At 64.6% G+C, this 24,167-nt stretch carries 23 protein-coding genes; 13 read left to right on the top strand and 10 right to left on the bottom strand.

The annotated features are described in order from the left end of the window. The first annotated feature begins 42 nt into the window (after positions 1–42). From HAP47_RS30125 to HAP47_RS30110, 4 genes are all read left to right on the top strand, one after another. On the top strand, positions 43–1,116 hold the full coding sequence (locus tag HAP47_RS30125; protein WP_173641458.1) for a YeiH family protein: 1,074 nt from the start codon (positions 43–45) through the stop codon (positions 1,114–1,116). A gap of 209 nt (positions 1,117–1,325) precedes the next feature. Continuing rightward, positions 1,326–2,000: a cysteine hydrolase family protein gene (locus tag HAP47_RS30120; protein WP_173641459.1), complete on the top strand. Its 675-nt coding sequence runs from the start codon at positions 1,326–1,328 to the stop codon at positions 1,998–2,000. A 1,074-nt stretch (positions 2,001–3,074) separates the two neighbouring features. Next, entirely contained in the window at positions 3,075–3,290 is a 216-nt protein-coding gene (locus HAP47_RS30115) for a hypothetical protein (RefSeq protein WP_173641460.1), read from the top strand. 40 nt (positions 3,291–3,330) lie between these two features. Continuing rightward, a complete protein-coding gene (locus HAP47_RS30110) occupies positions 3,331–3,525 on the top strand; it encodes a hypothetical protein (RefSeq protein ID WP_173641461.1) in 195 nt (64 codons plus the stop codon). A gap of 143 nt (positions 3,526–3,668) precedes the next feature. Here the strand turns inward: HAP47_RS30110 and HAP47_RS30105 are convergent, their stop codons facing one another. The 4 genes from HAP47_RS30105 to HAP47_RS30090 form a co-directional block, all read right to left on the bottom strand. After that, entirely contained in the window at positions 3,669–4,493 is an 825-nt protein-coding gene (locus HAP47_RS30105) for a carbohydrate ABC transporter permease (protein WP_173641462.1), read from the bottom strand. Beyond that, complete coding sequence (locus HAP47_RS30100; RefSeq protein ID WP_173641463.1) at positions 4,490–5,431, bottom strand: carbohydrate ABC transporter permease; 942 nt, start codon at positions 5,429–5,431, stop codon at positions 4,490–4,492. Before HAP47_RS30100 ends, HAP47_RS30105 begins: the two co-directional genes overlap by 4 nt. Continuing rightward, positions 5,428–6,750, bottom strand: coding sequence for an ABC transporter substrate-binding protein (locus HAP47_RS30095; RefSeq protein WP_173641464.1), 1,323 nt, complete (start codon positions 6,748–6,750; stop codon positions 5,428–5,430). Before HAP47_RS30095 ends, HAP47_RS30100 begins: the two co-directional genes overlap by 4 nt. Positions 6,751–6,967: 217 nt before the next feature. Further along, complete coding sequence (locus HAP47_RS30090; protein ID WP_173641465.1) at positions 6,968–7,822, bottom strand: VOC family protein; 855 nt, start codon at positions 7,820–7,822, stop codon at positions 6,968–6,970. Positions 7,823–7,950: 128 nt separating this feature from the next. On the opposite strand from HAP47_RS30090, the gene HAP47_RS30085 reads away from it, so the two are divergent. Further along, positions 7,951–9,318 carry an NAD(P)/FAD-dependent oxidoreductase gene (locus HAP47_RS30085; protein ID WP_173643055.1) on the top strand — a complete coding sequence of 456 codons (1,368 nt, stop codon included), beginning with the start codon at positions 7,951–7,953 and terminating at the stop codon, positions 9,316–9,318. A gap of 36 nt (positions 9,319–9,354) precedes the next feature. On the opposite strand, the gene HAP47_RS30080 is transcribed toward HAP47_RS30085, so the two are convergent. The 4 genes from HAP47_RS30080 to HAP47_RS30065 all read right to left on the bottom strand — a co-directional run bounded on the left by HAP47_RS30080 (position 9,355) and on the right by HAP47_RS30065 (position 14,539). Next, positions 9,355–10,980, bottom strand: a complete 1,626-nt coding sequence (locus HAP47_RS30080) for an ABC transporter ATP-binding protein (protein ID WP_173641466.1) — start codon at positions 10,978–10,980, stop codon at positions 9,355–9,357. Then, positions 10,977–11,807: an ABC transporter permease gene (locus HAP47_RS30075; RefSeq protein WP_173641467.1), complete on the bottom strand. Its 831-nt coding sequence runs from the start codon at positions 11,805–11,807 to the stop codon at positions 10,977–10,979. The genes HAP47_RS30080 and HAP47_RS30075 overlap by 4 nt, the downstream gene beginning before the upstream one ends. Before the next feature lie 2 nt (positions 11,808–11,809). Beyond that, entirely contained in the window at positions 11,810–12,787 is a 978-nt protein-coding gene (locus HAP47_RS30070; RefSeq protein WP_173641468.1) for an ABC transporter permease, read from the bottom strand. A gap of 138 nt (positions 12,788–12,925) precedes the next feature. Continuing rightward, the gene (locus HAP47_RS30065) at positions 12,926–14,539 is read right to left on the bottom strand and encodes an ABC transporter substrate-binding protein (RefSeq protein ID WP_173641469.1); all 1,614 of its coding nucleotides are present in this window, start codon (positions 14,537–14,539) and stop codon (positions 12,926–12,928) included. 434 nt (positions 14,540–14,973) lie between these two features. On the opposite strand from HAP47_RS30065, the gene HAP47_RS30060 reads away from it, so the two are divergent. Next, a complete protein-coding gene (locus tag HAP47_RS30060) occupies positions 14,974–15,273 on the top strand; it encodes an HU family DNA-binding protein (RefSeq protein WP_016843119.1) in 300 nt (99 codons plus the stop codon). Between the two features lie 167 nt (positions 15,274–15,440). Here HAP47_RS30060 and HAP47_RS30055 read toward each other — a convergent pair whose 3' ends face one another. Together HAP47_RS30055 and HAP47_RS30050 are read right to left on the bottom strand one after the other, a co-directional pair. Continuing rightward, entirely contained in the window at positions 15,441–16,220 is a 780-nt protein-coding gene (locus HAP47_RS30055; protein WP_173641470.1) for an SDR family oxidoreductase, read from the bottom strand. A 349-nt stretch (positions 16,221–16,569) separates the two neighbouring features. Further along, a complete protein-coding gene (locus tag HAP47_RS30050) occupies positions 16,570–17,556 on the bottom strand; it encodes an ABC transporter substrate-binding protein (RefSeq protein ID WP_173641471.1) in 987 nt (328 codons plus the stop codon). Between the two features lie 111 nt (positions 17,557–17,667). On the opposite strand from HAP47_RS30050, the gene HAP47_RS30045 reads away from it, so the two are divergent. The 7 genes from HAP47_RS30045 to HAP47_RS30015 all read left to right on the top strand — a co-directional run bounded on the left by HAP47_RS30045 (position 17,668) and on the right by HAP47_RS30015 (position 24,142). Further along, the gene (locus tag HAP47_RS30045; protein ID WP_173641472.1) at positions 17,668–17,955 is read left to right on the top strand and encodes a hypothetical protein; all 288 of its coding nucleotides are present in this window, start codon (positions 17,668–17,670) and stop codon (positions 17,953–17,955) included. A 75-nt stretch (positions 17,956–18,030) separates the two neighbouring features. Next, the gene (locus HAP47_RS30040) at positions 18,031–19,125 is read left to right on the top strand and encodes an ABC transporter substrate-binding protein (protein ID WP_173641473.1); all 1,095 of its coding nucleotides are present in this window, start codon (positions 18,031–18,033) and stop codon (positions 19,123–19,125) included. Continuing rightward, positions 19,103–20,119: an ABC transporter permease gene (locus tag HAP47_RS30035; protein WP_173641474.1), complete on the top strand. Its 1,017-nt coding sequence runs from the start codon at positions 19,103–19,105 to the stop codon at positions 20,117–20,119. The genes HAP47_RS30040 and HAP47_RS30035 overlap by 23 nt, the downstream gene beginning before the upstream one ends. Next, a complete protein-coding gene (locus HAP47_RS30030; RefSeq protein WP_173641475.1) occupies positions 20,113–20,910 on the top strand; it encodes an ABC transporter ATP-binding protein in 798 nt (265 codons plus the stop codon). Before HAP47_RS30035 ends, HAP47_RS30030 begins: the two co-directional genes overlap by 7 nt. Next, on the top strand, positions 20,904–22,076 hold the full coding sequence (locus tag HAP47_RS30025; RefSeq protein ID WP_173641476.1) for an acyl-CoA dehydrogenase family protein: 1,173 nt from the start codon (positions 20,904–20,906) through the stop codon (positions 22,074–22,076). The genes HAP47_RS30030 and HAP47_RS30025 overlap by 7 nt, the downstream gene beginning before the upstream one ends. Positions 22,077–22,109: 33 nt before the next feature. Further along, on the top strand, positions 22,110–23,204 hold the full coding sequence (locus HAP47_RS30020; protein WP_173641477.1) for an LLM class flavin-dependent oxidoreductase: 1,095 nt from the start codon (positions 22,110–22,112) through the stop codon (positions 23,202–23,204). Further along, on the top strand, positions 23,201–24,142 hold the full coding sequence (locus HAP47_RS30015) for an ABC transporter substrate-binding protein (RefSeq protein ID WP_173641478.1): 942 nt from the start codon (positions 23,201–23,203) through the stop codon (positions 24,140–24,142). Before HAP47_RS30020 ends, HAP47_RS30015 begins: the two co-directional genes overlap by 4 nt. The last annotated feature ends 25 nt before the right edge of the window (positions 24,143–24,167 follow it).

The raw sequence follows: 24,167 nt of genomic DNA, 5'->3' as shown, positions 1-24,167 counted from the left end.
GCGCGCCCGGGCGCATAAAATCTTCTCCGAAATGAGGATGTCGTGCCGCAACAAAAACAAGATCAGGGGCAGAAGCATGGGGCGCTGAAGCGCATTTTCCTGCTGATTCCGGGCATTCTGCTCTGCGGGGTGGTCACGGTCATCTCGCTCGGCATCCAGGCCGCCGAAGAGCGGGTTTTCGACCATCCCTATATCGAGGCCCTGGTCGTCGCGATCCTGCTCGGGATGGCGGTGCGCACCGCCTGGGAGCCGTCGGAGCGCTGGCGATCCGGCATTGCCTTCAGCGCCAAGCAACTGCTCGAGATCGCGGTGATGCTGCTCGGCGCGTCCATCAGCTTCGCCGCGATCGTGGCGTCGGGCGGGCTCCTGATCGGCGCGATCGCCGTCACCGTCGTGATCATGCTTGCGGTGACCTATGGTCTCAGCCGGATCCTCGGCCTCAAGACCAAACTCGCGATCCTGATCGCCTGCGGCAATTCGATCTGCGGCAATTCCGCGATCGCGGCGGTGGCGCCCGTGATCGAGGCCGATGGCGACGACATCGCCTCGTCGATCTCGTTCACCGCCATTCTCGGCGTGCTGATGGTGCTCGGCCTGCCGCTGCTGATTCCGCTCTTGAAGCTGACGGCGACGCAATACGGCATCCTCGCCGGCCTCACAGTGTATGCCGTGCCGCAGGTGCTGGCGGCGACCGTGCCTGCCGGCATCGTGAGCACCCAGATCGGCACGCTGGTGAAGCTGGTGCGCGTCCTGATGCTGGGCCCGATCGTGGTCGGCCTCTCGCTGTTCGTCGCGCGGCGGCGCAAGGCCGCCGGCACCGCCAGGGAAGGTGCTGCAAAGGCCGCCTCGATCAGCCCGTTCAAGCTGGTGCCCTGGTTCATCATCGGCTTCCTGGTGCTGGCCGCGCTGCGCTCGTTCCAGCTCGTGCCCGACATCGCGATCGCGCCGGTGACGAAAACGGCGGCGATCCTCACCGTCGTCTCGATGGCAGCGCTTGGGCTCGGCGTCGACGTGCGCGTGCTCTCGACCGTCGGCGGCCGGGTGACGGCGGCGGTCACGCTGTCGCTGATGTTGCTGCTGGGCCTCAGCATCGGCCTCGTGCATTTCTTCAAGTAGCGCCGCGGTTCGTTCTTCGTAGGGTGGGCAAAGCGACTTGTCTGCTGTAGCTCGAAGAGCGAAGGTGGAAGCGTGCCCACCTTCACGAGTACGGCGCGGATGGTGGGCACGTCGCCGCGTTCCTTTGCCCACCCTATGAACGCCGCAGATTGTCCGATGGCACGTCGCTTGCTTTACTGAGCCTGCGGAATTTGGCCCAGGGGGACGTGATGGCGAGCATGAGGACGATCACAGCGGAGCCAGCGCCGATCACGCTCGACTGGAGCAAGACCGCGCTCGTCATCATCGACATGCAGCGCGACTTCATGGAGCGAGGGGGCTTCGGCGAGACGCTCGGCAATGACGTCAGCCAGCTTGCCCGCGCGGTGAAGCCGATCGGCGCCGTCCTCGCCGCGGTGCGCGACGCCGGGCTGCTCGTCGTCCATACCCGCGAGGGCCATCTGCCTGACCTCTCGGACGCGCCCCCGGCAAAGCTCGAACGCGGCGCGCCGTCGCTCCGGATCGGCGATCCCGGACCGATGGGACGAATCCTGATCCGCGGCGAGGCGGGCCACGACATCATCCCCGAGCTCTATCCGCTCCAGAGCGAGATCGTGATCGACAAGCCCGGCAAGGGCGCGTTCTACGCCACCGAGCTCGGCGACATCCTGCAGAAATACGGCATCGAGAATCTGCTGGTCTGCGGCGTCACCACCGAAGTCTGCGTCAACACCACGGTGCGCGAGGCCAATGACCGCGGTTATCGCTGCGTCGTGATCTCCGACGGCTGCGCGTCCTACTTCCCGGAATTCCACGAGATGGGCCTGAAGATGATCAAGGCCCAGGGCGGCATCTTCGGTTGGGTCACCGATTCAGCCGCGGTGCTGGAGGCACTCGCTGGGTAGAGCAAGATGAGATTAGGCTGCGGACTCATTAACGCGCAGCCATATCGAAGTAAGCCGGATGAAGGCGAGGCAGTCGACGCACGGAGCCCGGGGTCACCATCAAGCTGAAACGGGGACCAGGGACTGCTCCTTGCGCTCGATTATTCACAGAACTGTCATATGATTGGAGCATTGCAAGAGCAAAGCTACGCGATCTTGACGGGCCTTGGCCCGGACAATTGCTGACAAGCAAGACCTTAGAATTTCGGTTGGTCAATCCTCGCTGAACCAAGCGGGACCTTCGACGTGGGATCGTCGGAATGGGTATCCTGCTCCCAAGGTAACGTATGAAAAGGCCACAGGAAGCAAATATCTGGGCTTCTGAAGATCGAACCGCCGTTTGGGTCGGTCTTGCAATCGGCGCGATTGGGCTGGTGGTCCTCTGGGTCACGCGCTAACCGGACTGGCGGCTCAGCAACTGCCCCGGAGCGCGAGTCCAACAGCGACAAAGCCGCCGCTCATAGCGCATCAGGAGGCCCGTACGCTCAACTTGGTGGCAGCTTCTTTGGAAAGAGCTTTCCGAAAAATCGAACGGCAACGAATTCAGAACGTCTCTTCGAAACCCTAGGACTGCACGCTGCGCTAATGCGCTGCGCTCATTGAAGTCATGGGAGAGAGCGGCGCTAAGACGGACCGATACTTGTATTCGGGCGACACGACCAAGCGATAGGCTCTCAGCTTTCGATCTTGCCAAGCGGCCAAGGTTTGACCACACGCCCTGCACTCGACGTGCCCCGGGGTGCCAAGCGGAGACGCAGACTCAGCGACCTCGTAGATCGACAAGCATTGTGGGCACGCGACGTCTGTGATCTTCATCTAAATATTGTGTTCGGCTTTCGGCGTCCCGCAATTGACTTCGATCAATGCTGCGTCTGCGTGGTCCGGCCGTGATGTCCCACAGGTGCCAGCATTGTTCAATAAATGCCTGTCGTCGCTGCATTTTTCTTTCACTCAATTTGAAATTCACGAGATTGCAATCAAACCGGCACATCGCTTGCCTAGCGTCTCGTTGCTTCCAGAAGACAGGGGGTCGAAATGGATATGCTAGAACATTGCCGCGCCATGGCATCATTCTGCCGTCAGCGCGCTCAATTTGAAAATGAAGACGAGTCCTTTTGGGTCAAAGAGGCAGAAGAGTGGGAACGCCTGATCGCTGAATACTGGATAGGTCAGGCTAAGCCGGCCAACGAGAACGCGGCACGAAGCACTCGCATTGTGCGGCCGGATCAGCCGCCACGTGTTGTTGCCTGATCCGTTGTCATAGTCCTTCACCTTCTGTGAGGAGTACCGCATGGAAAAGGACGTAGTCCGGCTGAGCGCCCATCGCAATAACATTGAACGATATCGGCGGTTGCTCAAAACCATTCTGTCCGATACGGAACGCCAGTTCATCGAACGGCGATTGCAAGAGGAGGCTGCCGCTGTGGACTTGCTGACTTTGCAAAAGCCCTTTCGCCGCGCTGGCGCTGAACAGTTCAATGCCTGAATGCCCCGTTACGTGGCGCTCTCATTTCATGCGGCTTGACTGCCTTGTCCGCCTTGGTCCTTAGCCGACATGATTGAGCGCGCCTCTTTTGTCCGCTTCTGACGGCAATGCGGGCGTCATTCGGCGGGCGATGGGTACAAGCTCTAGCCGCCTTTCACCGCGCCCGCCGTCAGCCCCGCCACGATCTGCCGCTGCGCCATCACGGTGAGCAGCAGCACCGGCGCCGTCACGATCAGCGCGGCGGCGGCGAGCGGGCCCCAGCTCAGCTGGTCGAACGAGATCATGTTGTAGACCGCGACCGGCAGCGTGCGCGTCTCGCGCCCGGCCAGCACGATGCCGAACACGAAGTTGTTCCAGGAGAAGATCACAGCGAGGATGAAGGCGACCGCAAGCCCGGGCCTGGCGATCGGCAGCGCGACATGGCGGAACACCTGCCAGCGCGTGGCACCGTCGATCAGCGCGGCTTCCTCCAGCTCCAGCGGCGTGGTCTCGAAATAGCCGATCATGATCCAGATCACGATCGGCACCGTCACCACGAGGTGGATGATGATCTGCGGCACCAGCGTGCCGAGCAGGCCGAGCCACTGGAACAGCAGAAACAGCGGGATCAGATATGACAGGCCGGGCGTGATGCGCGCGATCAGGATCACGATCGCCGATTTATGCGCGGCCATCCGCGCAATGCCGTAGCCCGCGGGCACGCCGACCAGCATCGCAAGCCCCGTGGCGCAGCCGGTGACAACAAGGCTGTTGCTGAAATAGGTGAGGAAGCGGTTGGAGGCAAACACGTCGGCATAGTTCTTCCAGGCGAAATGCTCCGGGATGAACACCGGCGGATAGGAGGCGTTGTCGATCTCGAATTTCAGCGACAGCGAGGCCATCCAGAGGAAGAACAGGATTGCCGGCGAGACGATGACGAACACCGACAGCCACAGCCCGATCCGTCCGAGAATCTGACGCAGGTTCATGCGCCGTCTCCGAGCTCTGAGGTCCACAGCAGGCGCTTGCGCAGGTAGAGCAGCAGCGCCGCCAGCGCCACGATCAGGAGGAAGAACACCACCGCGATCGCCGAGCCGTAGCCGAGGTCGTAATAGACAAAGGCGACACTGTAGAGATAGACGTTGATGGTCTCCGACGCCGAGCCCGGCCCTCCTTGCGTGATCGCGAAGATGATGTCGAAGCTTTTCACCGCGTCGATCATCCGGATCATACCGGCGATGAACAGGAACGGCATGATCAAAGGGAGCGTGATGAAGCGGAACACCTGCCAGAAATTGGCGCCGTCGATCTGCGCGCTCTCATAGGGTTCGGTCGGGATCGCGGCGAGGCCGCCGAGCACGATCAGCATCACCAGCGGCGTCCATTGCCAGGTCTCGACCAGCACCAGCGACGGGATCACCGTCGTCGGGTTGAACACCCAGAGCTGCGGCGGCAGGCCGACCAGCGAAAGCAGATAGTTCAAGACGCCGAGCTGCGGGTGGAACATCATGGTCCACACCAGCGCGATCGCGACGGGAGTGGCCATCATCGGCATGATGAAGATGCCGCGCAGGAAGCCGCGCGCGGCGAATTTCTGGTGAAACACCACCGCCGCCAGCGTGCCGAACACCAGCGGCAGCACGACCGACAGCGCGGTGTAGGACAGCGTGTGCCCGACCGCCTCGACGAAACGCGGATCGGTCGGCAGCCGCAGATAGTTGGCGAGCCCGACGAAGACGGTCGGCGAGCCGACCTTCCATTCCTGCATGCTCATCCAGATCGTGAACACCCACGGAAAGACGATCACCGCCAGCACCACGACAAGCGCCGGAATCACGAACGGCCAGTAGGACGGCGGACGCCATTCACGCGCCGGCGCGGCATTGTTTTCGGCCGCCGCCGGCTCAGCCTGTGTCACCACGCTCACGCTTTTTCACTACGCTCCAGGATGGGGCGGAATTGCTCGTGCGCCTTCTTCAGCTCGGTGGCGGGATCGGCGCCCGACAGCGTTGCGGTCAGCGCCGCACCGACGATGTCGCGGAATTCGGCGACCGGGATGATGACCGGCAGGCCGAGCTTGGAGATCTTGGCTGAATCGACCACCGATTGCAGCCATTCCTTGGTCTTGACGCCCTTGGCGACCTCGGGGTCGTCGACGATGGAGTTGCGGAACGGCACGCCGCCGCCGGCCTGCAGCAGGCGGGCGCCCTGTCCCCGCGAGACCACCCATTGGCAGAGCAGGTAGGCGGCTTCCTTGTTCTTGCTCGCCGCGGGAATGCCGACGCCGTCGCCATAGGTCGACGAGAATTTGCCCTTGGGTCCGGCGGGCACCAGCGTGTAGCCGACCTTGCCGACGACGCGCGAGGCGGCGGGGTCCTCCAGCGGCGGCGCCCAGCCGTCGGCGTCGATCCACATCGCCGCGCGGCCTTGCGTGAACGAGGCCATCGATTCCATCCAGTTGAAGCCGGCGACGCCGGGCGGCGCGCACTTCGTCAGCAGCCGCTGATAGAGCTTGGTGGCTTCGACGGCCTCGGGGCCGTCGGTCAGGATGTTGCCCTTGGCATCGAGGAATTCGCCGCCATAGTTCAGATAGAAGTTGGTCCACATCGCCATGTTGGCGTTGCGCAGGCCACGGCCGACGAAGCCGTAGATGCCTTCCTTGGGATCGGTCAGCTTCTCGGCGGCGACCGCCATTTCCTCCAGCGTCTGCGGGACCTCGACGCCCTTCTTCTGGAACAACTCCTTGTTGTAGTAGAGGATGAAATAGTCGACCGACCACGGCAGCGACAGCATCTGGCCCTTGTCGTTGCGCGCATACTGCAGGCCGGCGGCCGAGAAATCGCTCTCGACGAGGTCGGGCGGCGTCAGGCTCGAGTCCTTGAGAAAGCCCGACATGTCGGCGAGCCAGCCCGCCTTCTCGAATTGCCGCTTCTGAACGTGATAGCTGAGGTGCACGACGTCGAAGCTCGGCTTGCCCGAGGACAGCTCGATCACGCATTTCTGGCGCTGCTGCTGCTCGGGAATCTGCTCCGACTCGACCTTGATGCCGGAGAGCTCGGTGAATTCCTTGATGTATTTCTGCAGATTGTCGCCGCGCGGCCCCTTGGCGAGGATCACCTCCAGCGTCGTCCCGGAATATTTCTTCCAGTTGAGCTCGGCGCGGGCCGGAAATCCGGTCAATCCAACCGCGCCGGCGGCAGCGGTGCCGGCCAGCATCTGGCGGCGCGAGATCAGGTGATGCGACATGTTTCTCTCCCAGGGACGGTTCTTGTTTGGGAGAGATAGTAGAGCATGATCCGGAAAAGTGGAAACCGGTTTTCCGAACGGATCATGCTCAGGATATTGAGCGAGAACATTGATGCGATTTGCAATCGCATCAATGTTTGAGCGTCTCAACCTTCCATGCCTAGCCCCCGGATGCGCGGCGCCGCTGCATAACGCCGCGCCGCGCATGGTATGGCAGTTATGCCTTGACGAAGGCGAGCAGGGTGCCGTTCGCAGCGGCCGGCGGCACGGTGATGCCGCTGCCGCTCTTGACGCCGGTCGCGCCCAGCGCCTTCTCGGTGGCGGCAAGGTCGGCAGCGATCACGAGGCCGGCGCCGCCGCGCTCGGAGAGGCCATCCAGCGATACGCCGGGATAGCGCTTGCCGAGCTGATCCTTGGTCAGGAACACGAAGTCGGCGCGATCCCCGCCGGACGGCACTGCAACCGCACCGTCGGGATCGTGCCTCGCGGCGATATCGATCATCCTGGAGAGATGCGCGGCATCGGTCGCTGGGTCGGGCGAGACGATCAGCGCCTGCTTGAGGCGTTTTGCCCCATTGGCGTGCGTCATCAGTTCGGGAATCCACACCGTCTCGCGGGTCTTGTGCTGGCAGGCGAAGATCCGGACGCCGCCGGGCGCCTCGGCGGTCGGCCACTGGAAGGTGCGGAATTTCGCGGCCGAGACCGTGCCGTTGGGCAGTGTCACCGGGCGTTCGAAATCGGTCGGCCCGATCGGCGTATAGCCGCGCGCGCGGATCTCCTCGGCACCGGCGGTCGAATCCAGCGCGGTGAACGCGATCCGTTCGATGCCTTCGCCGCGCTTCTCGAGGAAGGCGCGTGCCGGAGCATTGTGTTCCGTTGGCGTCAGCACGCCGAGCAATTCCATGTAGTCAGGGTCGAACATGATGGTGTAATTGCCCGATCCCATATGCGCGCTATGGGTGCCGCGCGGCGACACGGTGAAGCCGAGCCGCCTGTAATTCTCGGCGGCCTTGTCGAGGTCCTTCACCATGACCACGGCGTGATCGATTCCGATGACGTTCTTGAGTGTCACTTGTTGTCTTCCCGGCTGGAATAGGGACTTTGCTTGGGCATGATCTTTTCGGAAAACCGCTACGCACTTTTCCGGATCATGCTTTAAAGCTAACCAGAATGACCGGACGCCCGCAAGAAAGGATCATGATGAGCAGCAATGCCGTGCGCTGGCCCGATTCGCTTTGGGCAGCAGTGACGCCACCCGGCCCCGATTGCCCCGAATTGACCGGCGCGCAACAGGCCGACGTCGTCATCATCGGCGGCGGCTTCACGGGTCTATCGACCGCGCTGCATCTGCGCGAGGCCAATGTCGACGTCGCGATCGTCGAGGCCGCCGAGCCGGGCTGGGGCGCCTCGGGCCGCAACAACGGCCAGGTGATCCCGACGCTCTCGCGTCCCGATCCCGATGACATCATCGCCCGGCACGGCGCGGCCGGCGAGCGCTTCGTCGCGATGCTGCGCGACAGCGCGGCCATGCTGTTCGACGTCGTCAAGCGCTACAATATCGAGGCCGAGCAGGAGCAGGCCGGCTGGGTGCAGCCGGTGCATTCGCCTGGCCGCATCAGGATCGCGGAGCGGCGGGTGCAGCAATGGTCGAAATTCGGCGCTCCGGTCGAATTGCTGTCGCGCGACCAGACGAGGGACATGCTCGGCTCGGATGCCTGGTACGGCGGCTTCTGGAACAGGACCGGCGGTCACGTCAATCCGCTGGCGCTGGCACGGGGTCTTGCGCGGACCGTGCTCGGCCTCGGCGCGCGGATCTATGCCCGTTCCCCTGCGCTGAGCTTCGAGCGCCGCGGCGATCGCTGGGTGGTGAAGACCGAAAGAGGCGAAATCTCCGGCCGCGCGCTGGTGGTCGCGACCAATGCCTATAGCGGCGAATTCGCAAAATCGCTGGTGCCTGAGATCGCGACCGAGGTGATGCCGGTGCTGTCGTGGCAGATGGCGACGCAGCCGCTGTCGGACAATGTCCGCAAGACCATCATTCCCGGCCGGCAGGCGATGTCGGATACCCATGGCGAGCTGTATTTCGCGCGCTATGACGCCCGCAATCGCCTCGTCACCGGCGGCGCCGTGCTTGGCCCTGGCGACAAGACCGCGCGGCTGAAGGCGCGGGTGACCGAGCGGTTGCAACGCTTGTGGCCGCAGATCGGCGACGTCTCCTTCGACTATGTCTGGAATGGTTATGTCGGGATGACCGCGGATTTCCTGCCGCGCATGCATCGCCTCGGACCGAATGCCTATGGCTGGACCGGCTGCAACGGCCGCGCCGTCGCGCTGACGATCCCGCTCGGCCGCGAATTGGCGCGAGCCGTCCAGGGCGTGCCGGAAAGCGAGCTGGCGCTGCCGTTCACCGAGCCGGTGCAGTACATGGCGCATGGATTGTTGCGCAAGCTCGCGCCATGGATGCTGGTGCTCTACAGGCGCCGCGATGCGCAGGAGCTGGTCAAGGGCGATCGCTTCGAGTTGTTGCGCTGGGCGGAGCATTTGCTCGCCTCGCGCCGCTCGCGGTGAGCGCGGACCAGCGACGCACCACGCACGATGGCTCGATCAGGCGATCAAGGCATCGCGCTTTCGCGTGAAGTCGCCGCCGGGGATCGCTGACAGCAGCGCCTGCGTGTAAGGATGCTGCGGCCTGCCGAACACCTCGGCGATCAACCCTTGCTCGACCACGGCCCCATCCTTCATCACGGCAACGAGGTCGCAGATCTGCGCGGCTACCCGCAGATCGTGGGTGATGAAGATGATGGAGAGCCCAAGCTGCTGGCGCAGCCCGGCGAGCAACCTCAAGACTTGCGCCTGCACCGAAACGTCGAGCGCCGAAACCGGCTCGTCGGCGACCAGCACATCCGGCTTCAGCGCCAGTGCCCGCGCGAGCCCGATGCGCTGGCGCTGGCCGCCGGAGAATTCGTGCGGGTAGCGATCGCCGGCGGACGGATCGAGCCCGACCAGTTCGAACAGTTTTCGCGCTTCCGCGATCGCCGTGGCGCGGTCGGTGCCGTGCACGATCGGTCCCTGCGCCACCAGCTCGGCCGCCTTGCGGCGCGGGTTGAGCGAGGCGAAGGGATCCTGGAACACCATCTGGATGTGGCGGGTCTCGCGCCTGATGGCGTCGCGGCCGAGCTTCGCCCAGTCCTTGCCGTCGAGCACGATCGAACCGCTGTCGGGATCGATCAACCGCACGATGCAGCGCGCCAGCGTCGATTTGCCCGAACCGGACTCGCCGACGATGCCGAGCGTTGCGCCGCGCGGCAGGCGCAGCGAGACGTTCTTGACCGCCTCGGTCACTCGCGCGCCGCGGCCGAGGAAGCCGCCGGTGCGGTAGGTCTTGGAGACGCCGTCGATGGTCAGGATGTCCTTGCCGGAAAGGATGCGCGGCGGCGGTGCCTTCAACGGCGGAACCGCTGCGATCAGCTGCTTGGTGTAGGCATGCTGGGGGTCGTTCAGCACCTTGTCGGCCGTGCCTTGCTCGACGATCGCGCCGTGCTGCATCACCACGACGCGGTCGGCGATCTCGGCGACCACGCCGAAATCATGGGTGATGAACAGCACCGCGGTCTTCTTGCGCTGCTGCAGATCGCGGATCAGCTTCAGGATCTGCGCCTGCGTCGTGACGTCGAGCGCGGTGGTCGGCTCGTCGGCGATCAACAGCTTCGGGTCCAGCGCCAGCGCCATCGCGATCATGGCGCGCTGGCGCTGGCCGCCGGACAGCTCGTGCGGATAGGCCTTCGCGGCCGCCCTGGGGTCGGGGATGCGCACATCCTCGAGCAGTGCCTCTACCCGCGCATTGATCTCGGCCTTCGACAGGCCGGTGTGGATCGCAAACATCTCGCCGATCTGGTCGCCGATCGTGCGCAGCGGGTTGAGCGCCGTCATCGGCTCCTGGAAGATCATCGCGATGCCGGCGCCGCGCACCTCGCGCATTTCGGCGCTGTCTGCCGTGCAGAGATCGCGGCCGTCGAACATCATCCGGCCCCGTTCGATGGTGACCTCGTTCGGCAGCAGCCGCATGATGGCGTTCGCCATCATCGATTTGCCGGAGCCGGACTCGCCGACCACGCAGAGGATCTCGTCGGACGCAATCGACAGGGAAACGTCGGACAGCGCATGCGGCCGGTCGGCGCCTTTGGGCAGGCGCACGGTGAGCCCGTCGAGCGATAGGACCGTGTCGCTCATCGGCTCTTCAGCCTCGGATTGAGCGCATCGTTGAGGCCCTGGCCGACCAGCGATACCGCGAGCACGGTGACGAGGATCGCAATGCCGGGGATTGCCGAGACGTACCATTGCACACGGAGCACGTCGCGGCCGAGCCCGATCAGATTGCCCCAGGAGGCGACGTTGGGGTCGGATAGCCTCAGGAACGCCAGCGCGCTTTCCAGCAGGATCGCGACCGCCATCACCACGCTGGCATAGACGATCACGGGCGGCAGCGCATTGGGCAGGATCTCGCCGAGGATCAGCTGGAGGTCCTTCATGCCGAGCGTCTTGCCGGCCTGCACGAATTCGCGGTTGCGCAGCGACAGGAACTCGGCGCGGGTCAGCCGCGCCGGCGCCGGCCACGACACCACGCCGACTGCGATGGTCACCGTGGTCAGCGTCGAGCCGAACACCGCGACCAGTACGAGCAGCAGCACGAAGTTCGGCAGGGTCTGGAAAGCTTCGGTGATCCGCATCAGCACGTTGTCGATCCAGCCGCCGTAATAGCCGGCGAAGGCGCCGACCAGGATGCCGATCAGGATCGCGATCACGGTGGCGACGCCGCCGATCAGGAGCGAGATCCGCGCGCCGTAGAAAATCTGGGCGGCGATGTCGCGGCCGGAATTGTCGGTGCCGAGCAGGAAGCGCGGATTGGAGAACGGCCAGACCAGCGGCCGGCCCGCCAGCGCGAGCGGATCGCGCGGATAGAGGAAGCCCGCGCTGACAGCCATCGCGATGATGAGCAGCAGGAGGATCAGGCCGATCACCGCGGCCGGGCTGCGGAAGTAGCGTTTCACCGCGTCCATTGTCAGCCCTCCGTTGCGATGCGCGGATCGAGCCGCGCGTAGAGCAGGTCGACGACGAAGTTCACGACAATCACAAGGAGCGCGGACACGAACACGATGCCGAGCAGGGTGTTGAGGTCGCGCTGCACCACGGATTCATAGGCGAGGCGGCCGAGGCCGGGCAGGGAGAACACGCTCTCGACCACGACCGAGCCGCCGAGCATGGTGCCGGCCTGCAAGCCGATCAGCGTCACCATCGGCAGCAGCGCGTTGCGCAGCACGTGACGGGTGATGACGCGGGTCTCGTCCAGCCCCTTGGCGCGGGCGGTGCGGACAAAATCGAGGTTCAGGACCTCGAGCATCGAGGCGCGCATGATGCGCAGATAGATCGCAAGGAAGATCAGCCCGAGCGTCAGCGTCGGCAGCACCAGGTGCGCGGCGATGTCGAGCACGTGCCAGATCCCCCTCTGCACGGTGCCGATGTCCTCGAAGCCGCCCGGCGGCAGCCATTGCAGGTAGACCGAGAACACCACGATCGCCATCAGCCCGAACCAGAACGAGGGCGTTGCGTAGAAGATCAGGCCGAGTGTCGAGATCAAGGTGTCCGGCCACCGGTTGACGCCGCGCGCGGCGATCACGCCGAACACCAGGCCAAAGAAGAACGCGAACGACAGCGACGCGGTCATCAACAGGATGGTCGGCGGCAGCCGTTCCAGGATCACGGTCGCCACAGGCTTGCCGTAGATCGAGGAGAAGCCGAGATCGAGCCGCACCAGGTGCCACAGATAGTTGCCGAGTTGCGCCGGAACCGAGAGGTCGAGGCCGTAGAACTTGCGCAGCTGTTGCGCGGTCGCGGCATCGCCGCCGCCCATTTGCGCCATCAGCGCATCGACGGTGTCGCCCGGCGCGAGCTGCAGCAGCAGGAACACGCCGATCAGGATCAGGAACAGGGTCGGGATCGAGGCGGCGAGCCGCCGCCCCGCAAGGCTCAGGATACGCATCGGTTATCTATAGCGTTTTCGAACGAAGTGGACACCCGCCCCTTGATCACCTCGCCCCGCTTGCGGGAGAGGTCGGATCGCATTGTAAGATGCGATCCGGGTGAGGGGGTACAGGTCCATCTGCGCAGGCGCGCCGCCTCAGGCCGAAAGCCAAAGATCGTGCCAGCTCGCCGAGCCCCAGCGCGGCGTGTTGGAGTGGTTGCGCGCCTTTGCGGTGATCACGGTGACGAAGATCTGCTCGATCGGCATCCAGACCGGCAGCTCGGTGTTCACCTCCTTGACGAAGTCGGCATAGAGCGCCTTGCGCTTGACCGGATCGACCTCGGTCGCGGCATCGTCGATGGTCTTGTCGACGGTCTTGTCCTCCCAGCCCCACTGGTTGGTCCACGGCGCCCCCTTGGGTTGGCCGGAGCGGTACCACACCGTGGTCGAAACCGCGGGGTCGTTGCGGTACTGATGCCAGCCGGTCGCAAGATCGAAGGCGTGGTCGTCATAGACCTGCTTGAGGAAGCCGCCGCCGTCGTTGCGCACGATGTCGACCTGAATGCCGACTTCTCCCAGCGACTGCTGGATGAAGGTCGACCACAGCGAGATGTCCTCGCCCCACGGCGCCGGCAGCAGTTTCAGCGAGAAGCGGTTGCCGCCGGAGGCCTTGAAGCCGGCCTCGTCGAGCAGCGCGATCGCCTTGGCCTTGTCGTAGGGATATTGCGGCGTGTTCGGCCCGGGATAGAAGTCGGTCGAGGTCGAGGGGATCGGGCCGGTGCCGAGCTTGGCGAAATCGCCCAAAAAGTTCTCGATGAAGAACGGCACGTTGATCGCATGCGCAATGGCGCGGCGGACGCGGATGTCGGACAGTTCCTTGCGGCGGAAGTTGAACTCGATGGTGTTGGTGCGGGCGTTGCCTTCATTGCCCTTGGTTGAGACGATGAAGCGCTTGTCCTTGCCGAGCCGCGCCATGTCCGAGATCGTCAGCCCCGAGAACGGGCTGTAGTGCAGCTCGCCAGCCTCCATCTGGGCGGCGGCGGCGGCGCGGTCGGTGATCACCTTCCAGACGATGCGGTCGAGATAGGGCGCGTTCGGTCGCCAGTAGTCCGGGTTGCGGTCGGCGATGATGTACTGCCCGCGCTCGTATTTGACGAACTTGAATGGGCCGGTGCCGACCGGCGCCAGATTGGTCGGGTTCTGCCTGATGTCGCCGCTCTCATAGAGATGCTTGGCGGAGACATAACCGAGGTCGGGCAGGGCCCGGAGCAGCAGGTTCAGCGGCATCGGCCGCTCGTAGCGGAAGATCGCGGTCTGCGGATCGGGCGTATCGACCGATGTGAGGAACAGCTGCAGCGTCGATCCGTAGTTGAGGATCTTCTTCCACATGTTCATCGCGGTGAAGGCGACGTCCTCCGAGGTGAACGGCTTGCCGTCGTGCCAGGTGATGCCCTTGCGCAGCTTGAAGGTGACGGTCTTGCCGTCCGGCGTCGCCTCCCAGCTCTCGGCGAGCACGCCGACCGGTTGTCCCTGGGCGTCGAGGTCGACCAGATTCTCCTGGATCTTGCCGCCGATGATGTAGACGCCGGTCGAGGCCTGGATGCTCGGGTTGAGCTGGCGCTGCTCGGCGCCGTAATGGACGTTGAACACGCCGCCCTTGCGCGGGGTTTCCTGCGCGAATGCCCGCATCGGATTGATGACATTGGCCGCAATCGCGGCCGAGGTCAGAAGGGCCGTGCGGCGGTTGATCTCGAGGCGGGACAAATCCATACGCGGGGTCTCCGGAGTCATACATAAAGGCTTGCAGCGGGGTGGCCAGCCGATCGGCCGTGGCGCCCGTTTGCGATGTTACGATGGAATGGGAACCCGAGTCATTTTCTAATGCCTCGGCCTTTTGGAGGATCGTTTCCAAAACCTGAAGTGGCCAGCCGCTGTGCTTCGCAACCCGAATTGCGCGCAGCATTGTCGCACTTGGGCCGCGCGGGATGAGTCGAGTGATTCGATCGAGAGGACGTTTCGGTAGCCCCGAAGCCGCGCAAACCCTGTAATTTTAGGGGTCGGAAGCGACTTGACTGGAGAAAACACTGGAAAAACCCTGATTCGGGGGCTGTCCACAGCGATATTGCTGTGGTGAGTGCAGAAAACACTGTTTTTCTCGGCGTTTTCCGCCATATCGTGCCCACTCCAGAATCAATGGAGCAACCATGGCTACCCAACTGTCGAAGTCGCAAGTGATCGAGAAGATCGCGACCACCACCGAACTCTCCAAGCGCGACGTCAAGAACGTTTTGGACTCGCTCGTCGATGTCGGCCACAAGGAGCTGAAGAAGAACGGGGTGTTCCTCGTCCCCGGCTTCGCCAAGTTCGTTGTGGTCAAGAAGCCGGCGACCAAGGCGCGCAAGGGCACCAACCCCTTCACCGGCGAAGAGATGATGTTCAAGGCCAAGCCGGCCCGGAAGATCGTCCGCGCACGGCCGGTCAAGGCCGCCAAGGACGCGGTTTAAGATGAGAGGCCTCCGGTGACGGAGGCCTTTTGCTTTTGAGCCGTCGCTTCCTGCCGTTGGTTGCCCGCTTGAGCGTTTTCGAGCGCAGTGGACACCGGTTCGCGTGAAGAAAACGCGCCAAAGCAGAATCTTGAGCCCTGGGGCCTGGCTAAACCTGGACCGGGGCTCTAGACTACCGGCGATCGGCCACCATCGACATTGATGGCGGTGCCGGTGATGTAGGAGCCTTGCTCCGAAGCCAGGAAGCAGGCGAGGTTGGCGAACTCCTCCGCCGTGCCGATGCGGCCGAGCGGCGTGCCCTTGGCAAGGCCCTTGGCGAATTCCCCGAAATCCGTGTTCGGCGCCTGGGCCGCGTGCCGCTTGACCCATTGATCGCTCATGATCAGGCCGACCAGCAGCGCATTCACCAGGATGTTGTGCTCGCCGCCCTCATTGGCCATCACCTTGGTCAGCGCCATGCCGGCCGCGCGCGACACCGAGGTCGGCGCGGAATTGCCGGCCGGCGCCTTCGCAAAGGTGTTGAGCACGTTGATGATGCGGCCCCATTTGTGTTGCTTCATGCCCGGCCACACCAGCCGGCTGAAGCGGATCGCGGCGAACAGTTTCAGGTCGAGGTCCTCCTGCCAGGCCTCATCGCTGATGCTCTCGAAGGCCAGGGTGCGCGCGGTGCCGGCATTGTTGACCAGCACGTCGATCTTGCCGAGATCCGCGACGATCTGGTCGTACGCCTTAGAGATGTCGGCGGCCTTGGCGACGTCGCAGACGTAATCGCGCACCACGAGGCCGTCCTTGGCGAGTGCCTCGCGCGCCGCCGTGAGGTCGGCCGCGCCGCGGGCGAGGATCGCGACCTTGGCGCCGGATTCCGCAAACCGCCGCGCCACCGCGATCCCGATGCCCTTGCTGCCGCCGGTGACCACGGCGACGCGGTCTTTCATTGTGAGGTTCATTGTTGTTCTCCCTGGGCTTCCCCGCGGAGAACGCTATCAAACCGACAGCGCGACCAACAAGGTCATACAGAGCAGGTGTGCTGTGACGATTATCGCGAGATGGAGCGGGCCGGGCATCGGATGTCTCCATTGCGGTGCGCGGCCTGGTACCCGTCGGATGAGCACTTCGTCAGGTGAGCACTGCCGATTGTCTCCCTCCCCCTGAAAGGGGGAGGGCGGGGTGGGGGTTGCTCTCCACGGACGCCGGCGTCTGTGGAGGCAGGATCCCCACCCGGATTGCGCTTCCGCGCAATCCGACCTCCCCTTTTCAAGGGGAGGTGAATAGAGAGTTCGCTGATTCAGGCATGGCCTAGTTTGAATTCGCGCTGGCCGTGAAACTTCGGTCGACGGCCTTGCCGACATCCAGCGTCTTGCCGAGGATGCCGTAGCGCGTGGCGCGGTCGGAGGCGGCCTGCACCTCCTTCACCACGGCCTCGTCGATCGCGATCGGGCTCGTCTTCTGCGCGGTGTAGGCTGCGAGCAGCACGTCTTCCGGCAGCTTGGTGAGCTCGGCCGTATTCCTGGCATACTCCGCGACATGGTCGAGCGACCACAGCCGCGCCTTGTTCAGCCGCTGCACCAGATCCTGCACCGCGGCGCGCTTGGTCGCGATCGCGTTGTCGGAGGCGACGATGAAGGTGATGGTCGGCGTCAAGCCCTCGCCATCGGCGACGACGCGCGCATTGTCTTTCAGCGTTGCAAAGGAGACGTAGGGTTCCCACACCGCCCAGCCATCGATCGAGCCGGCCACGAGCGCGATCTTGGCGTCGACCGGGCCGAGCGGCGCGAAGGTCGCATCCTCGATCCTGTTGCCGGCCTTTTCCAGCGTCGCATCGATCAGGAACTGGCCCCAGCCGCCGCGGGTACCGGCAAGACGCTTGCCCTTCAGATCGGCCGCCGTCCTGATCGGCGAATCCGCGCGCACCAGGATCGCCTGGGTCCGCGCATCGGAGCGCGTGCCGCCGATCGCCTTGATCGGCGCGCCCGAGGCATAGACCGTGAGGAAGGACAGGTCGCCGGTGTAGCCGACGTCGAGCGCGCCGGCATTGATCGCCTCCAGGATCGGGGCTGCGGCCGGGAATTCCGACCACTCGATCTTGTAAGGCAGACCCTTGGCGAGGCCGGAGATCTCGAGCAGCGAGCGGTTGCCGCCCTTCTGGTCGCCGACGCGCAGCACGATCGCGTCAGTCGCGAAAGCTGCGGCCGATGTCGACAGCGTGATCACGGCTGTGATCAGCGCGGCCGCGGTGCGGCGCGTGAAAGTATAGGGAGAACCCGAGCGGGTCAGTTTGCGCATATGCATTTTCTTTCTGATTCATTCGCTGCTCGTCGGGAAGCGCGGCAGCGTTCGACCGAGTCTATGAGCAAGCCGCTCGCCGTCAACGAAACGGAAAACTGAAGTCAGCCCGTGCGCAGCAAGGATGATCTCGCCGAGCCATCATGCGTAGAAGACATCGCGCAAGCGGCGATGTTTCGCTCAAATTCGGTGCAATCGATGCCGCTGGGTCGCGCGTCTGCGCCGCGACAACAGCGAAAATCCTTTCATCGTCGCGCGCTGCGATCGTGGAGAGTTCAGCTGCGGCGCCGACTACATTCGAAATTCCATTTCATTGACGATGAACTTGTCGCGCCGCATCATTTGCGCGTTGCTTTGAGTGCAATAGCGCCGGAGAAATCCGCTTTTTCTGAACCATGAGCTTCGAACGATGGGGCGCGCAGACGGAGACGTTTTGCGCGCGGGGCGGAGCTTTGCCGAAATGCAGGAGTGATAATGTCGACGGATAACAAGAAGACGGTGATGGATCGCCGCACCTTGCTGCGCGCGGGGGCCGCCGCGGCCTTTGCCGCGCCGATCGGCGCCTATAGCGCGCAGGCCTTCGCGCCGCGGGCGATCACGCCGGCGATCGATTTCTCCGAATTCCCGATCTGCAAGACCGGCTCCGATGCGCCGCCGCTGGCAGGCAGCCCGCGCAAGCTGAAGCTGTCCTGGAACGCCGGCGCGGTCTGCCTCGCGCCGCTGCCGGTCGCCATCGACCATGGCTTCTTCCAGAAGCAGAATCTCGACGTCGAGCTCGTCAACTATTCCGGTTCGACCGACCAGCTGCTGGAGGCGATCGCCACCGGCAAGAGCGACGCCGGTCTCGGCATGGCGCTGCGCTGGCTCAAGCCCTTGGAGCAGGGGTTCGACGTCAAGATCGCCGCCGGGACCCATGGCGGCTGCATGCGCGTCTTGACACGCACCAATTCCGGCTTCGACAAGCTCGCCGATCTCAAGGGCAAGATCGTCGCGGTCGGCGATCTCGCCGGTCCCGACAAGAACTTCTTCTCGATCCAGCTCTCCAAGCTCGGCATCGACCCGGTGAGGGATGTCGACTGGCGTGCCTATCCCGGCAATCTCCTGAACGTCGCGGTCGAGAAGGGCGAGGTGCAGGCCTTCCTGTCGTCGGACCCGCTCGCCTATCTCTGGCTGAAGGACACGCAATACAAGGAGGTCGCCTCCAATCTCGACGGCGAATACCGCGACAAGAGTTGCTGCATCGTCGGCCTGCGCGGCAGTTTGGTACGGGAAGAGCCACACGTCGCGCGCGCCATCACCCAGGCGCTGCTCGATGCCGCGATGTTCACCTCGCAGAACCCGGACAAGGCGGCGAAATCGTTCCAGCCCTATGCGCCGAAGTCGGCCAACCTCGCCGATCTCGAGGCGATGGCGCGTTACCACACCCATCACCATCATCCCACCGGCGAAGTGCTCAAGCGCGAGCTCAAGGGCTACGCCGACGACCTGAAATCGGTGCAGGTGTTCAAGCAGAGCACCGACACGGCCAAATTCGCGGAGCGGATCTATGTCGACGTATTCAGTGTCTGACACGACGGCCGCCGCCGCGCCGCGCGCCGCGGTCACGTTCTCGAACCTCTCCGGCAGCTATGGCGTTGGCCTCGCGGCAACCCTCGCCTGGCTCGCGTTCGGGCTGTCGTGCCTCTATTGGCCCGATGTCGGCGACTGGTCGCGGACCCAATCGCTCGGCATCGGTGCGATCGTCATCGCGGCCTTTATCCTGTTCGGTACGTTCAGCGCGGATTATCTCGGCAGCGCCGGGCAAGCGTTGCGCAAGCGTGCGCCATGGCTGGTGGCCTTCGGCGTCTTAGTGACGCTGTGGGAGGTCGCCACCGCGAAATTCGCCTGGCTGCCGCTGCCGTTCTTCCCGCCGCCGCAGTCGATCCTCGAGGTCTATACCGACGATCTGCCGAAACTGCTCGACAGCGTGTTCGCCTCGATCAAGCTACAGCTCGGCGGCTACATCATCGGTGCGACAGTCGGCTTCTTCACCGGCGTCTCGATCGGCTGGTCGCAGAAGATCGGCTACTGGGTGCATCCGGTGCTGCGCTTCATCGGTCCGCTGCCTGCCACCGCCTGGCTGCCGATCGCGTTCTTCACCTTCCCGTCGAGCTGGAGCGCCTCGACCTTCCTGATCGCGCTGGCGACCGGCTTCCCGGTGACCGTCTTGACCTGGTCGGGCGTGGCGAGCGTCAGCAGCGCCTATTACGACGTCGCGCGCACGCTCGGCGCCAAGCCGTCGTTCCTGGTGCTCAAGGTCGCGATCCCGGCGGCGCTGCCGCACGTATTCGTCGGGCTGTTCATGGGGCTCGGCTCGTCCTTTGCCGTGCTCGTGGTTGCCGAGATGATCGGCGTCAAGGCCGGGCTCGGCTGGTACCTGCAATGGGCGCAGGGCTGGGCGGCCTATGCCAACATGTATGCGGCGCTGATCGTGATGTCGCTGCTCTGCTCCGGCGCGATCACGCTATTGTTCCGCACCCGCGACCGCCTGCTGGTCTGGCAGAAGGGCGTCGTCAAATGGTAGTGCAATCCGCCGCCGAGGCGATCACCTATCCCGTCGTCGGCGCCGAGCTCGACATCGAAGGCGTCAGCCATGCGTTCGATATCGACGGCGCTGTGCTGCCGGTGCTTGACAATGTGAACCTTGCGATCGCGCCGGGCGAGTTCGTGGCGCTGCTCGGCCCGTCCGGCTGCGGCAAGTCGACCTTGCTGCGGCTGGTCGCGGGGCTGGAGAAGCCGCGCAGCGGCTCGCTGCGCGAGGATGAAGTCCGCATCAGTGGCCCGCATCCGTCGCGTGTCGTCGTGTTCCAGGACCCGACGCTGTTTCCCTGGCGCTCGGTGTGGGACAATGTGGCGCTCGGGCAGGAAGCGCAGGGCATCCTGAAGGCGCAGCGGCACCGGGTCGATGCCGTGATCGAGCTGGTCGGGCTGTCGTCGTTCCGCAATGCCTATCCGCACCAGCTCTCCGGCGGCATGGCGCAGCGCGTGGCACTGGCGCGCGCGCTGGTCAACGATCCGAAGATCCTGGTGCTCGACGAGCCGCTCGGCAAGCTCGATTCGCTGACGCGGATCGCGATGCAGGCTGAGCTCGTGGCGCTGTGGCAGCGCAAGGGCTTTACCACGCTGCTGGTCACCCATGACGTCGAGGAAGCGCTGGTGCTCGCCAACCGCGTCATCGTGCTCTCCGATCGGCCGGCGCGGATCAAGGCCGATATCGCCGTCGCCCGGCCATACCCGCGGCATCGCGGCGATCCCTATCTCGCCGAGCTGCGCAAGCAGATCCTCGGGCTGCTCGGACTGGAGGCGACATGGTGACGACAGCGGCGAGAGAGCTGCCGCCGGCAAACGAGCCCGAATACATCGCGCGCGCTTTGCGGCTCGCCGAAGTGTTTGCCGCGCGTGCGCCCGCGCATGATCGTGACGCCAGCTTCCCCTTCGAGAATTTCGCTGACCTCTCGCGCGAAGGGCTGCTGGCGCTGACCGTGCCGGCGGTATCAGGCGGAGGCGGGGCGGGCGCGCGCGATGCCACGCGCGTGCTCGGCATCATCGGCAAGGCCGATCCGTCGACCGCGCTGGTGCTGTCGATGCACTATATTCAGCATCTGGTGATGGCGCGCAGCACGCGTTGGCCGGCACGTCTTTCGCGCAAGCTCGCCAGGGAGACGGTCGAGGGCGTGGCGCTGATCAACGCGTTGCGCGTCGAGCCCGAGCTCGGCTCGCCCGCGCGTGGCGGCCTGCCGGCGACCACGGCGCGCCGCACCGAAACCGGCTGGCGGCTCACCGGCCGCAAGATCTATTCGACCGGCGCGCCGATCCTGAAATGGTATTCGGTCTGGGCGAAAACCGACGAGCCGCAGACTCGTGTCGGGTTGTTTCTGGTTCCGGCCGGATTGCCGGGAACGCGGATCGAGGAGACCTGGGATCATCTCGGCCTGCGCGCCAGCGGCAGCCACACCGTGATCTTCGACGACGCGGTGTTTCCGCTGGACTACGAGATCGACGTCCGCAAGCCCGATGACTGGAAGGTTCTTGACGTCACCCAGGCGACCGTGCACGCGATCTTCGTCGCCGCGATCTATGACGGCATTGCGCGTGCGGCGCGCGACTGGCTGGTCAAGTTCCTCAAGGAACGGGTGCCGGCCAATCTCGGCGCGCCGCTGGCGACGCTGCCGCGCATGCAGGAGGTCGTCGGCGGTATCGAGGCGCGGCTTGCCGTCAATGCCCGCCTGATCGACAGCTTCGCCGCCGATTTCGATAACGGCTTCCCGCTGTCCGCGATCGAGTCTAACATCATCAAGCTGACGGTGACCAATAACGCCGCAGCAGTCGTGGAGGATGCCCTGTCGCTGACCAGCAATCACGGTCTGTCGCGAACCAATCCGCTGGAGCGGCATTACCGCGACGTGCTGTGCGGCCGCGTCCATACCCCGCAAGACGATGCCACCCGTGTCTCCGCCGGACGTTCCGCGCTGGGCGTCTGAAAACAACAGCCAACAACAACGGAGTTGTCAGTCATGCCGGTCGAGTTCATCGGCTTCATCACCAACAACAATGCCTCCGAGACCATCGTCCGGTCCGGCCCGGTGCTCGATCCGCCCTATATCGAGACCGTCGCCAAGGCCCATGAGCTCGCCGGTTTCGATCGCGCGCTGCTGGCGTTTCACTCGACCACGCCGGACGCGCTGCAGGTCGCGCAGCATGTGCTGACCATCACCAAGCAGCTCAAGGTGATGATCGCGCAGCGCCCGGGCTTCACCGCGCCGACGCTGTTGGCGCGCCAGCTCGCGACGCTGGATCAGTTCTATGGCGGCCGCGTCTCGCTGCACGTCATCACCGGCGGCAACGCCATTGAGCTGCGCCAGGACGGCAATACGCTCGACGACAAGGACGAGCGCTACGCCCGCACCAGCGAATTCCTCGACGTGGTGCGGCTGGAATGGACCAGCGAGAAGCCGTTCAACTACAGCGGCAAGTACTACAACGTCGAGAACGGCTTCTCGCAGGTGAAACCGCTGCAGAAGGGCGGCATCTACACCTTCGTCGGCGGCGGCTCGGATGCCGCGGTCGAGGTCGCGGGCAAGCATGCGGACACCTTCGCGCTGTGGGGTGAATCCTACGCGCAGGTGCGTGACGTCACCGCGCGGGTGCGCGCGGCCGCGGCCAAGCACGGCCGGCCGACGCCGCGCTTCAGCCTGTCGGTACGGCCGATCCTGGCCGACACCGAGGAGAAGGCATGGGCGAAGGCTGAGCATATCCTCGAGCGCGCCACTGCGCTGCAGGACCAGACCGGTTACCGCCGGCCCAATCATGCGACCGACGGCGCCAAGCGGCTGTTGGCGCTCGCGGATCAGGGCGCGCGGATCGACAAGCGGCTGTGGACCGAGATCGCAAAGCTCACCGGCGCCAACAGCAACACCACCGCGCTGGTCGGTACGCCCGAGCAGGTCGCCGAGGTGTTCGCCGATTATTACGATCTCGGCGTCAGCCATTTCCTGATTCGCGGCTTCGATCCGCTGGTCGATGCCATCGACTATGGCCGCGAGCTGATTCCGCTGACCCGCAAGCTGATCGAAGCACGCGACCAGCAGCGGGGGATCGCCGCCGAATGATCCGTCTCATTGTCGCGGCGGCGCTTGCGCTCGCCGCCATCGACGCGGCCGTCGCGCAGACCACGCTGCGCGTCGGCGACCAGAAGGGCAATTCGCAGGCCGTGATGGAAGCGGCCGGCGTGCTCAAGGACGTTCCCTACAAGATCGAATGGAAGGAGTTCGCCGCCGCGGCGCCGCTGCTGGAGGCTTTGGGCGCGGGTGCGATCGACACCGGCCTGGTCGGCGACGCGCCATTCACCTTCGCGGCCGCCGCCAGGATCCCGGTCAAGGCGATCGCCGCCGTGCGGCAGTCGCGCGATGGGCTCGCGGTCGTGGTGCCGGAGAATTCCGCGATCAAGAGCTTTGACGATCTGCGCGGCAAGAAGATCGCAACCGGCCGCGGCTCGATCGGCCATCAGCTGATCCTGGCCGCGCTGGAATCGAAGGGCTGGCAGGCGAGCGACGTGCAGATCGTGTTCCTCGCGCCGTCGGATGCGAAGGTCGCGTACACGCAGGGCGCTGTCGATGCGTGGTCGACCTGGGAGCCTTATGTCAGCCAGGAGGAAGTGCTGTTCAAGTCGCGCCGCGTCATCACGGCTGACGGCATCACGCCCGGCCTCGGCTTCCAGGTCGCGACGCCGGACGCGATCAAGGACAAGCGCGCCGAGCTCGAGGATTTCGTGCGTCGCCTCGCGGCCGCGCGCGCATGGTCGCAGAACAATGTCGAAGGCTACGCTGCGACCTGGGGCAGGCTGATGAACATCCCGCCCGCGGTGCCACTGAACTGGCTGACGCGCGCCAGGATCCGCATCGCGCCAATCGACGACAGCGTGGTGGCCGACGAGCAGAAGACCATCGATCTCTACGATCGCTGGGGCCTGATCCGGCAGAAGATCAACGCCGCCGACATCGTCGACCGGTCGTTTGCAGCGGCCGTGGAGAAAGGGGCCGGGCTATAGCCGGGCGGACAAGCGCCGCATCGGC

It is taken from the genome of Bradyrhizobium sp. 41S5, from assembly GCF_011516665.3.
GTDB lineage: Bacteria > Pseudomonadota > Alphaproteobacteria > Rhizobiales > Xanthobacteraceae > Bradyrhizobium > Bradyrhizobium quebecense.
The sequence above is the reverse complement of the archived record's forward strand: the minus strand, read 5'-3'. Positions and strand labels throughout refer to the sequence as shown.